The sequence below is a fragment of the Lachnobacterium bovis DSM 14045 genome (genome assembly GCF_900107245.1).
Classification (GTDB): domain Bacteria; phylum Bacillota; class Clostridia; order Lachnospirales; family Lachnospiraceae; genus Roseburia; species Roseburia bovis.
This window is the reverse complement of record NZ_FNPG01000013.1, coordinates 31,724-48,611: the sequence shown is the minus strand read 5'-3', so window position 1 is coordinate 48,611 and position 16,888 is coordinate 31,724. Positions and strand designations below refer to the sequence as shown.

The window sequence follows — 16,888 nt, the reverse complement described above, 5'->3', positions numbered from 1 at the left end:
TTAACCTCTTTATATTTTATTAATTATCTTCCATAGCTTTTATCAAAGCAAAAACTTCTCTTACAGTTTCCTCTAGATTAGCACTAGATACTTCCTTACTCATTGCCTCTTCTTCAGTTATTACTTCACGCAGTATTGGAAAAAAAGCATCAATTCCGTTTTCATTTAAAATCCTTGCCTCTTTTGTTACTGCTCCTGCAAAAGCTATGACTTTTTTATTGTATTTTTTAGCTATTTGAGCTACGCCTATCGGAGCTTTTCCCATCACAGTCTGTTTATCAAGTCGTCCCTCACCTGTCACAACAATATCTGCATCTTTTACTAATTCTTCCAATTTTGTTTCCTTTAAAACAATATCAATTCCTGACTCTAAACTTGCTTTTGTAAATGTTAAAAAAGCAAAACCTAATCCACCTGCTGCCCCAGTTCCAGGATAATTTGCATCAGCTTTTGGTTTGATTTTTTTTGCTAAAATTGAATAATTTTTCAGCCAATTATCCATTTTTTTAACCATATCATCAGTTGCTCCCTTCTGGGGTCCAAAAACTTCACTACATCCATTTTTTCCACATAAAGGATTAGTTACATCACATGCTATTTTAAAATCACATTCTTTCAATTCTTTAATAACATTTGAATCATCTATTTTTACAAGATGTTCTAATTCACATGCACTCGCTCCTTGTGATATTTTATTTCCACTTTCATCAAAAAAATCATATCCAAGTGCTTGCAACATTCCAATTCCTCCATCGTTAGTTGCGCTTCCACCAATACCAACTATAAAATGGCGACAGCCCTGTTTTATCGCATCTTTTATAATCTCTCCAACTCCATATGTCGTAGTTCTTAGCGGATTTCTTTTTTCTGGAGGAACTAAAGTAATTCCAGCTGCCTGAGACATCTCGATAATCGCAGTTTTAGTATCTTTTATTATACCATAAGTTGCCACGACTTTCACATTTTCCAATGGTCCAGACACCTTCACCTTGCGAAACTCGCCATTCATACCCTTTGTAAGAGCATATGTTGTCCCCTCGCCACCATCAGCAAGAGGACTGATTTTTACTTGAGCATCTTTATAAATTTCACATATTCCCTTTTTTATTGATTCTGCTGCTTCTATAGAAGATAAACTTCCTTTAAATGAATCAATTGCAATGACTACTTTCATTCTTCTAACAACTCCTTTTGTAAAAATTGTTCTTCTCTAATTAATGGAAAAATTAAATTCACTTTAAATAAATCTCCGTCTATTTCTAGCTTCATTGTTCCACCCTGAAGTTCTGTCATACTCTTTGCAATAGAAAGGCCTAGTCCATTGCCTTCTGTACTTCGCGATTTATCACCTCTTACAAAACGTTCCATTAATTCTTCAGGTGAAAGATTTAAAGGCTCTCTAGAAATATTCTTAAATATAAACACTGCGTTCCCATTGTTTTCTTCAAGCTGTAGGTATACCCGTGTTCCTGCTAAAGAATATTTACAAATATTATTCATTATATTGTCAAATACTCTTAACATTCTTCGACCATCTGCCATGATTTTTATGTTATTTTCAAGGTCTTCTGCAACTAAATCAAGTTTGACTTCTTCAAATTTTTCTCTATATTCTCCGACTATCTGAGTCATAAAAACTGAGGCTTCACAAGGTGCCAATTTTATTTCTAAGTTTCCCGTAGAAGCCTTTGAGGCCTCTACTAAATCTTCAATTAATCTTTTAAGTTTTATTGACTGGCGACCAAGCACTTCACAGTAATCCTGTATCTCGGATTCATTGCAAATAGTCTTATTTCTTATGCCAGAATCTATATTTCTATTATTTGTGTTTTTATTTTCTTCGTCAACTATTTCTAGCTGTTTTTTTATAAGATCCGCATAGTTTATAATTGATGTAAGTGGTGTCTTAATATCGTGCGAAACATTCGTTATAAGCTCTGTTTTCATTCTTTCGCTCTTTGTTTTTTCATTTACTGCCTTTTCAATTCCATCAGCTATATTGTTGATATCATCAACTCCAGCTTTAAAAATTGGCATCATGTTTCGGCTATTAAGCTTGTAACTAGTCTCTCCTGACGAAATCTTATGAATTCCTTCTCTAATATAAAGAATATCAACTAAAAGCTTTATTAAAATTGAAAAAATTACAATATTTCCAAAAAACCATACATAAACATTACGATATCCTATAAAACAAATCCCACTTACAATCGCCACCACACCATATATTATTACGAAAAACAGAATAATAAATGGATTTGAAACTTCACCTATTTCTTTTCCAATTCTATCAGATAAATATTTTTTTATTATCTTTGCATAACGATATACATAGCCCGCAATCGAATCTTTTATTAAGGATTTATCTTTGATTCTTGTTGCAAAACTCATAGAAAGACCAAGCAATATTATACCAAGTACTCCGCCTTCAGTAAGCAGGATAAATACTGTATATTTTGTACTTGCACCTTCTAAACTACTTCCTAGTAGTCCGACAAAAAAGAGCATTCCCATAAATAAAAATTCAAATGGCACATTATGTAAATAACCTGGATATAATCCTTTTTCTTCTTTTCGACCAGATACACACATTAGTGCAATAAAAGCCAATACAAATCCTATAACAGAAAAAATTTCACACAAAACAATCAAAACCATATACTTTTGCGTGAAATCCAAAAATTCCATTTTTAATTTACATTGCTTAAATTCAGAATAATTACCAACATATTTAACTGTAATTGTATAACGTTTATAGTCATCGGGTTTTGCAGCTCTTATAGCTAGAACCACATCATCCCCAGTAACTTCTTTCTCGTTATTGGCTTTCTCATCATACTCATCCCCATCACTGTACTCTAAATCATATTCTCTATTTTGTTTAAATTGTTCTATTTCATTTTTATTTATATCGTAATATTCTATTTCATGCGTTCCTGTAATATCTTTTATTCTGTTTTTTGAATTTATCTCTCCTTCTTGAATAAAACTAGAACTATTACATTTTTCATCTTTTATCTTAAAAAAAGTATACACATTATCTGATGTAAATTTACTACTTTTTTCTCCTGCAACTACTTTATTTGTTTCCCTATCTACAATTTGATATTTATAATCATTAATATCTACCGCGTCATCTTTAAATTTTTCTCCTTTTTCGTAATTGCTATCTAATTTTCCATATGCAATATGCTTAGCAAACGAAAGATTATAATTACTATAATATCTATCTATTAGTTCTTTTCGCTCTCTTTTAGCATTCCCCTGCGAAATCATAGTTAATATAACCATCGATAAAATCGCCATAATCATACCAAAAAACCATGCAACTGCAAAAAGCATTATTTTTCCTTTTAAGTTTTTCAACTTTGAAGTCATGTTTTAATCTCTCCCTCTTTCTAATATGTATCCTTGCCCAAATACAACTTTTAAAAATCTTGGATTAGCTGGGTCAATTTCTATTTTTTCTCTAATATGTCGAATGTGCACTGCAACTGTGTTCGCATCATTTCCAATTGCTGGCTCATGCCAAATCTTCTCATATACCTCATTAGGAGAATACACACAATTAGGATGAATCATAAAAAATCTCAATATTTCATATTCTTTTTTGGTTAATTTCAATTCTTCTCCATCTTGTGTTACTTTTTTTAACTGATCATCAAGCTCTATTCCTTGAATTGAAATAAGTTTTTTCTGAGGATTTCCTCCACCTAATGTCATAAATCTTCTTAACTGGGATTTTACTCTTGCCACAACTTCTATTGGATTAAATGGTTTTGTAATATAGTCATCCGCACCATTATTTAAGCCATTGACCAAATCGACATCTTCGCTTTTAGCTGTAATTAAAATAATTGGCACATTATTGTCTATACGGATTTTTTTCATTGCTGTAATTCCATCCATCTGTGGCATCATAATATCCATCAAAATCAAGTGGATTTCTTCTCTTTTTACTATTTCAAGTGCTTCTTCACCATTATATGCCTCAAACATTTGATAATCTGGATTCGTAAGATAAATCTTAAGGGCCCTTACTATATCTTTTTCATCATCGCAAATTAAAATGTTATACATGTTCTTTCTCCTCCTGACAAAAATAATACTACCACACATCCTCTTTAAGATGTTAGATGCAATAGATTAAGATTTGATTAATTTTTTGATTTATTTATATTTTTATTTATGTGTAATGTATTTTTACTATTTTTAAGCTAAAAACATAAAAATACATTACACAACAAAAAAGGATATCCTTATTTTGTATATACCTTAATACTATATCACAAAATTGAATATCCTTACTTTTCATATTATTATTTATTTTATCACCATTTAGTTGGAGATTTAAAATATCTTCTTGTTGATGTATCCAACTTTATAACTGCCTGTCCGCCTTTTACACCTGTAACATCATAATTTCCCCATAAATCTGTTCTAAAATAACTTTTTGAATGAGCTTCAAGTGGTCTGTTTTTATAGCCACCATCTTCTTTTTGAACCTCTCTTAGAGCTCTTTTAGTATTATTGATGAGAGACCCCGATAAAAAAGGTACTACATCCGATTTATCTGCTAAACGATTAACTATTCCCTCTCTCTGTCCTGCTGATAACAAAGGTGAGCCAAAACATATCGTATTCATAACATTATAATCATTTTTTATGGTTTCATTTGCAGCTACCTGCTGTGCTATCATACCGCCTAAACTATGGCCTGCAAAAATCAAATTTGAATCTTTAGGAACGTATTCCTGAATTGCTCTTACTACATTTCTCTGATATGGATTGTCTAAATTCAGTCCAGATAGAATATCTGTATAATATCCTGTTGATTGACCGTGAATAATCTCCGTTCCGGATAATGTAACAAGATAGATTTCTTTTATATTCTCACCGTTTTGATAAAGGCCCTTCGTTATAATAATTGGTCCATTTACGCCTCGATTATACCCCATGTAAACCAAGCTACAAATCTCTGTTACATTATGATATTCTACGTCATACGCAGCTTTAACATTAATTGGTAAAATGAAAACGAGAAAACAAAATACAGATATTATTATAGATTTTAAAAGATTAGCAACATTTCTTTTTACAATAAAAAAGTTTTTTACATTCATAATTTTATTCATAATAAAATTCACCTCAAAAAATATAAAAACGGGTTACTTTTAATCGACATTTTATCATCTTTTTTATGAATTTTCATCAACTATTTTTACGGATAGAAAAAAACAGCAATTTATACAAGTATGCTCATTTTTTTCTATCCATTTTATATTTATACAATAATTTTACTGTTTATTGTATTACCTGTTATGTGTCTATTTATGCATCTTCTTACGCATCTTTTAATGCACCTTTTGTATTATTTACACTAAACATTTATATCAAATTCTAAAACCTTATATCCCTTTGCATAAACTTTAACATGATTCTTTTGGTCTTCTTTAATTGCACCTTGCTCAAGAAGTGCTAACGTTTTATCTTTTCCTCCAGTATAAGGATCATTTAGTGTTCGATATTGATTAATTGCGTCTGATGAAAAATATGTAGTTGAACGACTATATTCAACTCCATTTACTTCTACTTTTTCAATTGAATTTAAATAATCATGAAGTTTTTGTGCTGACTGAGTACTATCAGGACTCAAATTTTTAGCATCAAAAGAAACCATATACATAACTGGCGATAACAACTGTTCCTGTCTGCTGGTTGTTACAACTTTTGGTGGTTCTTTTTTGCTATTATCTTCATTGCTATTGTTTTCTTTATCATTTTTATCATCTTTATTTCCATCACCAAAAGAGTCTTTTATTTCTCCTAATAAATTGTCTTCTAAAACCTCTTTTAAACTACTTGGTCTATATTTAATACCTTTTGTTGTTTTAAGTTTAACATAATCAGAAAAACGTAAATATTTACCATCTAGTTTGCTTTCAGAAACTGCATCATAATAATCTGTCCATTCATACGCAGTATTAATGTCACTTCCATAAACATAATCACAACTTACTTCTGTGCTAAATCGGTTTGAAATATTTTTTGCATCATCATTTGCCAGACCTATTTTTTCCAATATCATAGCATTAGATAATAAGTCTGCATCAAATAAAATATTTGCTGAAATATTTCCTCCACCAGAACCACCCTGGCCACCTGGCGCTACAGTTGCACTTGATACGTTATCTACTCTAACTTTTGAATCAGTATAATAATTCACATTCTGACCTTTTTGTACTTCAAATTTCTTTACAATATCTTTGAATCCATCTGATACGATTTTTAATGTATAAACACCGGCATATGGAATATTATTACGTCCTCCATCTCTTGATACATCATTATACAAAACAAACAAGCCAGTATTTCCATACATGAAATAATCAGTAATGTGTTCAAGTACTTTTTCTTCACCTTTTGGATTTACCAATGTTACTTTCTCAATTGGTTCGTTTAATCCATGAACCATATTAGAAATTTGAAAATGAATATTGCTTCCTGAAACTAATTCTCCACTTTCTTTTAATTTTATTTGTGGTGTTTCCTTTTGTACAACTTTGATTGGCACAAGCGCACTTTTATTACCATTTGATTTTACTCGAATATAATATCTTTTATTCTGGGTAAAATTATCCTGTCCAAATGGAATTTTTAACAAGCCTACTGTTGATTTTCCGTGTTTTGTTGTCGATTTCTCATATTTTAAATGATTATTTAAGACATACTTCTGCTGATCGAAATTAACCAACTCTAAAGCATTCTCTTTTTGAATCTTATCAAACCAATCCTTTTCCTCGGCTGTTGAATAATTAAACATAATTTCTACTGTTCCTGAAACTTTATTTACAGCATTTTTATCTGGAACAGCTTCTGCAACTGGAGAATATGCTTTTATTTTTCCTTTATTCTCTTCTTTATTTTCCTTATTCATTACATTAAAAGTAGTCTTCTTAGGAGTATATCTTAGCTTACCTTGGCTGTCATAATTTGATAAATAATAATCTGCATATGATAATCTTCCATGTGTTAAAATATACTTAGGTGCTGTATTCTTTACAACTTCAGGCTTGATAGCCGATTTATTATTCGATAAAACTATCTTTTGTTTTTCATTCGAATTTTGTTTTGAACAAATCTCCATTTTTGCTGGCTGACTCTTGTATAATTCCCATTTAGCCACTTTACCATCATCTGAAACCTTTGTAAGTGCTTCTGTCACATCAACTCCATCAATACTTACTCTAGTATTTGTCATATTATTATCACCTTTAAAAGTAATAACAACATACTGACAAAAACCTAAATTTACAATCTTTGTTCTTTGTTCATCCACCAACTGTCCTTTTTGAGTTGCACCATCTTTTTGAGTGTCGCCATTTTCAACTTTTTTTTCTTGGCTATCTACGACTACACTTTCAGTGTCTTCTTTGAAAATATCATAAAAATATACATACTCTGATGATTTATCTTTGTTACGCGCTTTTAATCTAACATTGTACTTATTTTTTAGTTTTAATTTCTTTGTTCTATATTTATTCTTATCAGTTGACTTTACTAATTTATATTTTCCATCATTTTCCTGAATCTCAACATCAACTTTTTCTTTTTTTAAATATGTTTTCCAACTTATGTTTAATCTCGAATCAGATGTTTTTATAATTTTAACATTAGTTGGAGGTTTAACCGTCTCCTTTTTCACTGATTCCTTCACAGCTTTTTTTGCAAAAACACATATTGGTTGAGAAGCAACTGACGAAGTTGCTATTACTGCTGTTAATGCGATTATTACTGTCCCCTGCTGGAAGAGGTTGAGCTTAGATAATCTTCTTTTCATACGTAATCTCCGTTCCTTTTTTATTTTATTATCTCCAGATATTATATGCCTTTTACCTTTGTTATATATATTTTACTTACGTTAGGCACATAAAACCTAAAATATTATATCAATTATGTTTTCATGAGTCAACAAACTCTTTACTAAATAATGATTGATAAATAATCTTTTTCAGCATATTTTTTACATACCCACGAGCACAAAAAATAACCTTGCTTATAGTATTATTTATCATAATACCTTATAATATTAATGAGAAATAATAATAATTTTGGTTAAAAACTAGGAGGTATGTACATGCACTACCAAGATAACTTTAATGATTGGATGAAACATCTTGCAAATGATGATCCTTTAAAATCAGAATTAATAAAAATTGAGAACGATGAAAAGGAAAAAGAAGATAGATTCTTCCAACACCTTTCTTTTGGAACTGCTGGCCTTCGTGGAAAAGTCGGTGCTGGCACTAATCGTATGAATATTTACACTGTTGGAAAAGCAACTCAGGGTGTCGCAGACTTTATTGTATCAAAAGGTAAGGAAGCAATGAAACGTGGTGTTATTATCGCGCATGACCCAAGACATTTTTCTAAAGAATTTTCACAACTTGCTGCGTCTATTTTTGTAGCAAACGGAATAAAAGTTTATGTTTTTGATGATTTAAGACCTACACCAGAACTTGCATTTTTAATAAGAGATTTACACACTATATCAGGTATTAACATCACAGCATCACACAACCCAAAAGAATACAATGGTTACAAAGCCTATTGGGAAGATGGATGTCAAGTTTCTTCAGAAATCGCAGATGGAATGACTGAGAAAATTAATTCCGTTGATATGTGGACTGATGTAAAAAAATCTGATTTTAACGAAGGAGTAAAATCTGGTCAAATTACAATTCTAGATGAATCATATGACAGAAAATACCTAGACAACATCGAAAGACTTGCTATTCATTCTGGAGACGAATTAGATTTAGATATTCCTTTCGTCTATACACCTTTAAATGGATGTGGTTCAATTCCTTTCCGTCAAATGTTAAACGATCGCGGTTTTACTAATTGGAAAATTGTCCCAGAACAAGAACAGCCTGATCCTGATTTTACAACTGTTGGCTATCCTAATCCTGAAGATCCTAAAGCATTCAAATTAAGTGAACAATATGGCCGTGAATTTGGAGCAGAACTTTTAATGGCAACTGATCCCGACTCTGACAGGTTCGCTATTGAGATTCGTAACAACGAAGGAAACTATGTTCCATTAAACGGTAATCAGACAGGTTATATACTTGTTAACTATATTTTAGAAGGACATAAAAGTGCCGGAACTTTACCTAAAAAAGGAGCCATGGTTAAATCCATTGTAACTTCAACTCTTTCAACAATCATTGCAAAAGCTTACGGTGTTGAAATGTTTGAAACACTAACTGGATTTAAAAATATATGTGGAAAAATTCCTTATTTACATGACAATGGATATACTTACCTATTTGGCTATGAAGAATCAGTTGGATACGCTGCATCTGAAGATATTCGTGATAAAGATGGTATTTCTGCCGGAATGCTAGTTGCCGAAGCCGCTGCTTATTACAAAAAACAAGGAAAAACTTTATGGGATGTTCTACTAGAAATTTATGCCAAATACGGATATTTTGCTGAAGACGAACCTAATATCATACTTGAAGGAATTCCTGGAGCTCAAAGAATTCAACGCATGATGAAATGGATTCGTAATAATCTTCCTACATCCGTTTCAGGTCAAAAAGTAGATAAAATTATTGATTATGTTAATGGATATGAAGATATTCCTGCTCAAAATGCAATAAGATTTTTCCTTGAGGATGGTTCTTGGTTTGCTATCAGACCAAGTGGAACTGAACCAAAAATAAAATTCTATTTTTATTCAAAAGGAAATTCTTATGAAGATGCATTAGAAAAGAATAGAACGATTAAAGAAGAAATTCTACAATTACTTAACTCTGTAGAATAGATAGTTATATGTAATTATAACAATATAAAAACATGAAAAATGTCATAGGATTTTACAAAAATTTTAAATCCTATGACATTTTTCTTTATTCTATCAACTTTATCACTAAAATCTATTATTTTTACAATCTTAACGCTTAATTGATAATGTATCTCCATCAATATTAATCAAACAACTAAGCAAATCTAATGATTCATCAAAGCGTTCAACTATAACATCATTTAATTCTTTGTAACCTAATTCATGAGCCAAATAATTATACATCCATTTTTTATCAACAGACATATTTCTATCGACAACGGTAAGAATACCTGCTGTTATTTCTTCGCGACAAATCTGCCAGATTTCTCTCTTTGTTTCAATATTTGAAGGCACACGCATAGTAATATTATTTTGTTCTTTAAGATAGAGGAACCCATTCATTCGAATAATTCCATTATCTGCGCAGTTTTCCATATCTGATTCAAATTTATTGTATAAAGCTTCATCAACAGTATCACTATCGTAGAACCAACTTATTCTCTCTAAAATCCAAACTTCCGACAATGGTGCCTCAATCTTTAAAATTTCAACTAAAATCTCCTGGATTGAAAGGTGTTTCAAGAGATGTTGTCTTTTCAATGAAACCGTATCAGCTAATTCATATTTAGGAAAACCAAAATTACTAATGTAATTATAATTTTCTTTGTCAGCATACGGATTAGCTTCTATAGGTGTCTCCTTAATTTCATTCATTGATTCAATCTGCATTTTATCAAGATTAAAGTCTGCATTTTGGTAACCCAAAGCATATGAAACCATATCCAATAATCTTTCTTTTTCATTTTCCTTATTTTTATACCATTCAGCCGACCAAACTCTACAGTATTTCCAGCCCATATTTTCAAGAACCTGCTGTCTTAAACGCTCTCTATCTCTTGTATTTTTAAATGAGTTATAAGTTCGTCCATCACATTCTATAGCAAGAACATAATCTAGAGTATTTGGGTCTTTAACACCTATATCAATCTGGTAATTTGAAAAACCAATCTTTGTTTCTGCCATAAATCCATTTTCTCTTAGGAAATCACATATTTCTACAACAAGTTCAGAATCTTCATTTTGATTCATAGATTCTGTTTCAAGTTGATTTCCACTATTTTGTGCATACTTCAAATAATCTCTTAAAAATTTAACTCCGTTAGAATTTGAATTTTCCAAATCAAAATCATCCGCCTCAATAGAAGTAACGATTTTCAAGTTACATTTTGCACGAGTTATAGCAACATTTAATCGTCTCTCGCCGCCTTCTTTATTAAGCGGTCCAAAATTATTTTTTAGTTTTCCGTTTTCATCTTTCGAATATGCAATACTAAAAATAATCGTATCTCTCTCATCGCCTTGAACTGTCTCCAAATTTTTTACAAAAATTGGTTCAATTAAATCCTCTGAGAAAAATTTCTCCATATTAGGATTAGCTTTTCTTCTGTCATGAAGCATATTTTCAATCAACTCTTGCTGTGACTTATTAAACGCTACAACTCCAATACTTCTTTGCGGATATTTATTTAAGTTTTCAAAAATCAAGTCTATAACCTTTTGGGCTTCAACTTCATTCGTTCTAGTCTTGTGATTATACACTCCATCAACTTTGCAATAATCTACACCTATATCTTCTTTCTTTATGACTGCAGACGGAAACGTTATAAGTTCCTGCTCATAAAAATTCTGGTTGGAAAAAGCAATTAGCTGCTCAAATTTGCTTCTATAATGCCATCTTAATCTGATTTGTGGCAAAATGTTAACACACATTTCAAGAACAGATTCATAGTCACTCATATCTAACAATTCTGTTTTTGAATTCTTCTTAGAGCCATTCCCTAATTCACTTTGAGCTACTTCATTCGAATTTTTTGTTCCATCTTTTGGAATTCCTGTACTTTGGGCTCCTGTATTTTTTGACTCCATCTCTTCTTTAGTAACAACTGACACATTCCCATTTGGCGAACTAATCGTATTATTAAAGAAATTACTTGGTGGCATTTGTTTTGAATCTCCCACAACAATAAGCTGTTTTCCTCTATAGATTGCACCTAAGGCATCTTGCGGAAAAATTTGGGAAGCTTCATCAAAAATTACTACATCAAATTCTATATCTTTTGCAGTCAAAAACGTACTTACACTAAGAGGTGACATCAAAAAGCACGGTTTAATGTCCTGTACTAATTCTCTAGTTTCCTCTAAAAGTTGTCTAATACTCTTTTGTTTACTCTTTTTTTCTTCTTCGTTCAAAATAACAGAAGCTAAACTATCTGATGAAATCAAGTCTATTGAAGGACGTTTTTTGGAAAGTTTTGATTTAATTTTTGACTTATTAACATCAAATTGCATAACATCACTTGCCCAAAATTGTTCAACATATTTTTCTCGTGTTGATTGTTTAAAACTTGATATAACAGGCATCGATGACTGAATGTAGTCAATCCACTGTCTATAAAAATTCTTTTCATAGACATCTACTAATTCATATAATTTAATCTTAGTAGTAATGGCATAATCTATAAATCTTAATAAATCATATTTTTTAATTTGCTCTAAAACTTTACTAAATCCACACCAATTATCAATCTGCTCAAATTCTTCTAAGCATGCGTTTAGTTTAACTTTTACAATAGTAAAATCTTGTCGAGTAACATCAAAAATTTCATCCTCAAAACTATTTTTCAATAGTTCTATATATTTTCTATTTTTTTCAAGGATGTTAGAAAGGTCGCGTGACATAATTGAGAATTCAACTCTATTTTTCTCATATTCCTCTCCCGACATATTTTCTAACTTATTCAAGTATGCACCTGACATGAAAATCATCTTTAACTCGCTGATATCTCTAGTTATTTCATCCCAGTCAGAGTCTATTCCAACATATTCTACTCCAAGAGAATCTTTTACTTTTTCTTCAAGTTCATTAAATTTGTCAATTTTAACATTGTATTTGACCAAATCTTCAATTATCGACAAACATTCAATATAACTTGGTTTTTTCCCACTTCGACTATTAATTTTCAACATTTTGACTATTTTCTTATAGTCAGCACTCATAGTTCTACTCAAAAATGAATTATATTCACGAGTTAGTTTTTTATAAGTTTCTTCATAGTCGATTTCAAAAATATCTTTATAATATTCTCTTGTAATAGCATCTTTTAGTTTTGTTATTTCACTTGCCAATTTTTGCATTTGATCAATATTCTCTAACAAATATTTGCAGGTTGAATGCTTAAAAAATGCTGGTGTAAGAATCCTACTTCTTGATACTAATCTAAAGAAATTACGCCACATTGCAAAGTTTTCAAAACAATTAGCTGCAATTGCATATCTCTCTTTTAAAACATTTTGCATCTTAGTGATATCAACAGACTGCTCTAAAATTCGTGTCATAACATTTCTGATTTGTTCTCTCATCTGATAAGAAGTATCATTACATGAATAACCATACCATACACAGTCTTTATAGTTATAACCGATATTTTGTGCATAATCTACATATTTTCTTATAACGTTAGAAGTTTTCAACAAAAATTTGTTATCTTTTTTATTAATTTCATCTACATGAAAATTAATAGTAGGTACATTTTTATACGCCAAATAAGCATCAAAACATTCATATAAAGATTTATTTATTACATCCTGTTTGACGTGCAAATTATAAACATACTCATCTAATTCTTTTTGGCTGTTCTCTTTTGAAAGAATAACTCTATCTGCTTGGTTCGACACATGTGAGGTATCAGATTTTAAAGTTCTGCAAAGTTCTGCAATCATGTCTTTTTTATTTGCCTTATGACTGTGCAATTCTAAACAAAAATCCTCTAATCCAGCTCTTTTTAATTTATTATATACAACATTTAACGCAGCTTGTTTTTCTGATACAAAAAGTACTTTTTTATCATCATAAATACACTCTGCAATTATGTTCGTAATAGTTTGACTTTTGCCTGTTCCCGGTGGTCCTTGTAAAACAAAACTAAGTCCCGCCTTTGCCATCTCTATGGCCTCAATTTGACTCGAGTCAGCATCTACTACATTATGTAATTCAAGCAATGGATTATCTAGATGATAATCTCCATTTTTTACAGACTCTATGACTGAATCGTCTTTTTCACCAAGCATCTTTTTGATAGAATCATTCTTTAATATAAGGTCTTTATGCTCTGTTATGTCCTTATACATATTCATTTTTAAAAACGAAAAAATACCAATCTTACAACTTCTTTGAATCTTCCACTCAAGTGGAGCAACAATTTTCTCGACCTTATCAAGGTATTTGTCGATTCCTTCATCCTCATAATCTGGAAAAACAAGATTGTTTTCCTGCTCAATTTTAAAATTAAATGTAGGATTAACTACTATATCTTCTGAAATATTGGCATACCATATATCTTTTTCAATCTCATATTTAAACAAGACAGGCACCAATAAAACAGGGGCCAATCCTTCTTTGTAATCTACAAAGCCGATTGCTAAATATGAAACATTAACCCCTGTCTCTTCAATATTTTCTTTTGATTTTTTATCAATATTTTTGATTATATTAATTGGATTCTCATTAGACTTAGAAAGTAATATCTGATTCTTAGAATCTGATCTTCTCCATAATGATTCCCTTACCTCTGATTTAGTCACATCTATTTTTTCTGCATCTACAAGTTTAAAATGCTTATGGGCATTATTCCTCTTAATTATTTCATCTGCACCAGGCGAAACAATATCAACAGTTGATGTCTTAGTATCTCGAAAATTAATCAAATTATTTTTCTTCCCTGTATCTAACAGTAAATTAGCCCATTTATCTAACTTATTTATATCCATTCTTACTAGTCCTTTCAAGCCTCTTTATTGCCATTGATGTCATAGGCATCCTTTCCATTATATCATTTAAATGCTTATTTATGATACCATTTATGTGATATTTTCGTACGAACTAGCAAAAAATGAATACAAACTTTTAAATTTTCTCTAGATTACCTCATGCTCTTCCACATATTTTAAAAACTCTAAACTTCTTGACCAGTATTTCATTCCCCAATTTGAAAAATTCCACTCTTCCATATATTCATTGCATTCATAATCAATGTAATACAATAACTCATCGTAGACAACAAAATTTGTAGGAAAATAATCAATATTCAGATTTGCTTTTTTAGCAATTGCTGCCATTTCTTCAACCTGAGGAATATATTTTTCAACTGATTCTCCATTTTTTACTCTCGTATAGATAGTATCTCCTGCAATATATTCTTTTATTATTATCTCATTAGAAACATCCACATCAAGAAGCTTTGGCATACGGATGCCTATCTCATTTAATTTTTGATAAGCATCCAATTCTGCCTCTATTTTATTTCCGAACTGATAATAGTCGCATGGTTCATGATGAATCTGTTTCAAAACATAATATTTGTTCATAGTATCAACTAAATAAGAATATCCACCTTTTCCGTGTCCTATCAGTCTGATATTTCTGTATGTTTTCCCATTAACATCAATATACGTTTTCACTTTTTCACTCCTTATCTTTTGTCAAAACAAAATTATTTATTCTCCGTTTCTTTTTTATCAAACATAACCCTCTTGTAATGATTATAATTCTTTTAAAAAAAACATACAATGCTAAATTTATTTTTACGAAAAAATAGTTCCGAAAATTGGTGATAATACAATCATTATTATTGAAAAAACAAATGAATTAATTGAAATCAGTGTTGCTCTTTGATCTGATTCAATCATATTATTCAATTTAATATCTGTAAGTACTTCTAAATAATTGTCTGCAAATGCTCCGATAAATCCACCTAGAACTACAACAATTATATTTGGAATAAACACTGTCGAAAAAGCTATCATAGTACAAATAGCAGAAAACACTACAGATTTTCTATAATTATTCTTTTTGAAAACTTCACTGGCTTTAGCACCTATTGTAGACCCTAGTCCCATTCCAAATAAAGTTGGTCCAAGGATCATATTATTTAACCCCATTTTTGGTAACTTGGCTTGAAGGAAAAATAGGATTAACACCGAAACTGCTCCTATAACATTATTTACCAAAATTATTACTCGCATTTTTTTATTTTCTTTAATAAATCTAATACTTTCCTTAGCAACTGTAACAAATCGTTGTTTTATCTTGGTTTCCTTTTGTAAATCTGTTTCAACTTCTTGCAAAGAAAACGCAATTACAACTGAAATTATCCCAATCACAATATCAATCATATATGCTAATGCATATCCTAAATAGATAGCAACACCTGCAAGTAACGTTGAAAGTGAACTTGTAAAACTATATACTGTCAAATCATTTGCAGCAAATTTATCATACTTTTCTTCCATATTTGACTGTTTTAAACTGTCATACGCAAGTGCTTCCCTTGTTCCTGAAGCCAAATTGTAACTAAGTGCAGCAACAACCATTGCAACTGCAAGCAAACTAAATGAATTAACAGTAATCATCATTAATGAATGTAATACAATAGCTATCCTACTTGCTACTATAACTTTTTTTCTTCCAAAAACATCCGCAATTGCTCCTGATGGAATTTCAAAAATCATACTTGCAATATGAAAAATGCATTCTGCAAATCCAATTTCGACCATCGAAAATCCTCTTACAGCCAATAATGCTACCCATGAGGCATTCGCAATCATTATATTTCCAACACTATCTATAAGTAACAATTTTTTAATGTTATTTTTTAATCTGTTATTTTCTAATTTGTTCATAAAAAAAATCTCCTTAATTTAACTTTTTGTTGGTCAAAATAAGGAGATAGTAGCACTCAAATTATTCTTTAAATCAATCTTCGAATCAAACTTCAAATCAAGTTTTTATAACAATCTTTTATTATTATATTAAAAGTGTTATTGTTAAACTTATCATTAAATATCTTGAAGTATAAAAAAGAGCGCACCATCCCCATGATCAGCAAAATAGTTACCTTTCATGAGATGTATGTTCGATGTTTTCCAACTCATACGTGCGCTCCTTTCTTTAAAAATCTAAATTTGCCATATAATTAA

General features: G+C 30.6%; 9 protein-coding genes. 1 reads left to right on the top strand and 8 read right to left on the bottom strand.

Annotated features, from left to right (window positions below; genetic code table 11):
• Positions 1-19 precede the first annotated feature (19 nt).
• The 5 genes from BLV79_RS06310 to BLV79_RS06290 form a co-directional block, all read right to left on the bottom strand.
• Positions 20-1,174 carry a glycerate kinase gene (locus BLV79_RS06310; protein ID WP_074717203.1) on the bottom strand — a complete coding sequence of 385 codons (1,155 nt, stop codon included), beginning with the start codon at positions 1,172-1,174 and terminating at the stop codon, positions 20-22.
• Positions 1,171-3,378, bottom strand: coding sequence for a sensor histidine kinase (locus tag BLV79_RS06305; protein ID WP_074717201.1), 2,208 nt, complete (start codon positions 3,376-3,378; stop codon positions 1,171-1,173). The genes BLV79_RS06310 and BLV79_RS06305 overlap by 4 nt, the downstream gene beginning before the upstream one ends.
• A gap of 3 nt (positions 3,379-3,381) precedes the next feature.
• A complete protein-coding gene (locus BLV79_RS06300; RefSeq protein WP_074717199.1) occupies positions 3,382-4,080 on the bottom strand; it encodes a response regulator transcription factor in 699 nt (232 codons plus the stop codon).
• A gap of 251 nt (positions 4,081-4,331) precedes the next feature.
• Positions 4,332-5,135 carry a lipase family protein gene (locus BLV79_RS06295; protein ID WP_074717197.1) on the bottom strand — a complete coding sequence of 268 codons (804 nt, stop codon included), beginning with the start codon at positions 5,133-5,135 and terminating at the stop codon, positions 4,332-4,334.
• Positions 5,136-5,380: 245 nt separating this feature from the next.
• Complete coding sequence (locus tag BLV79_RS06290) at positions 5,381-7,840, bottom strand: fibronectin type III domain-containing protein (RefSeq protein ID WP_074717195.1); 2,460 nt, start codon at positions 7,838-7,840, stop codon at positions 5,381-5,383.
• 297 nt (positions 7,841-8,137) lie between these two features.
• On the opposite strand from BLV79_RS06290, the gene BLV79_RS06285 reads away from it, so the two are divergent.
• On the top strand, positions 8,138-9,832 hold the full coding sequence (locus BLV79_RS06285) for a phospho-sugar mutase (RefSeq protein ID WP_074717193.1): 1,695 nt from the start codon (positions 8,138-8,140) through the stop codon (positions 9,830-9,832).
• 129 nt (positions 9,833-9,961) lie between these two features.
• Here the strand turns inward: BLV79_RS06285 and BLV79_RS06280 are convergent, their stop codons facing one another.
• The 3 genes from BLV79_RS06280 to BLV79_RS06270 form a co-directional block, all read right to left on the bottom strand.
• Positions 9,962-14,698 (bottom strand): AAA domain-containing protein, encoded by a 4,737-nt coding sequence (locus tag BLV79_RS06280; RefSeq protein ID WP_143470222.1) that lies wholly within the window; start codon positions 14,696-14,698, stop codon positions 9,962-9,964.
• Positions 14,699-14,827: 129 nt separating this feature from the next.
• Positions 14,828-15,370 carry a BUD32 family EKC/KEOPS complex subunit gene (locus tag BLV79_RS06275; protein WP_242871445.1) on the bottom strand — a complete coding sequence of 181 codons (543 nt, stop codon included), beginning with the start codon at positions 15,368-15,370 and terminating at the stop codon, positions 14,828-14,830.
• 123 nt (positions 15,371-15,493) lie between these two features.
• Entirely contained in the window at positions 15,494-16,591 is a 1,098-nt protein-coding gene (locus tag BLV79_RS06270; RefSeq protein ID WP_074717190.1) for an MFS transporter, read from the bottom strand.
• Positions 16,592-16,888: the final 297 nt, after the last annotated feature.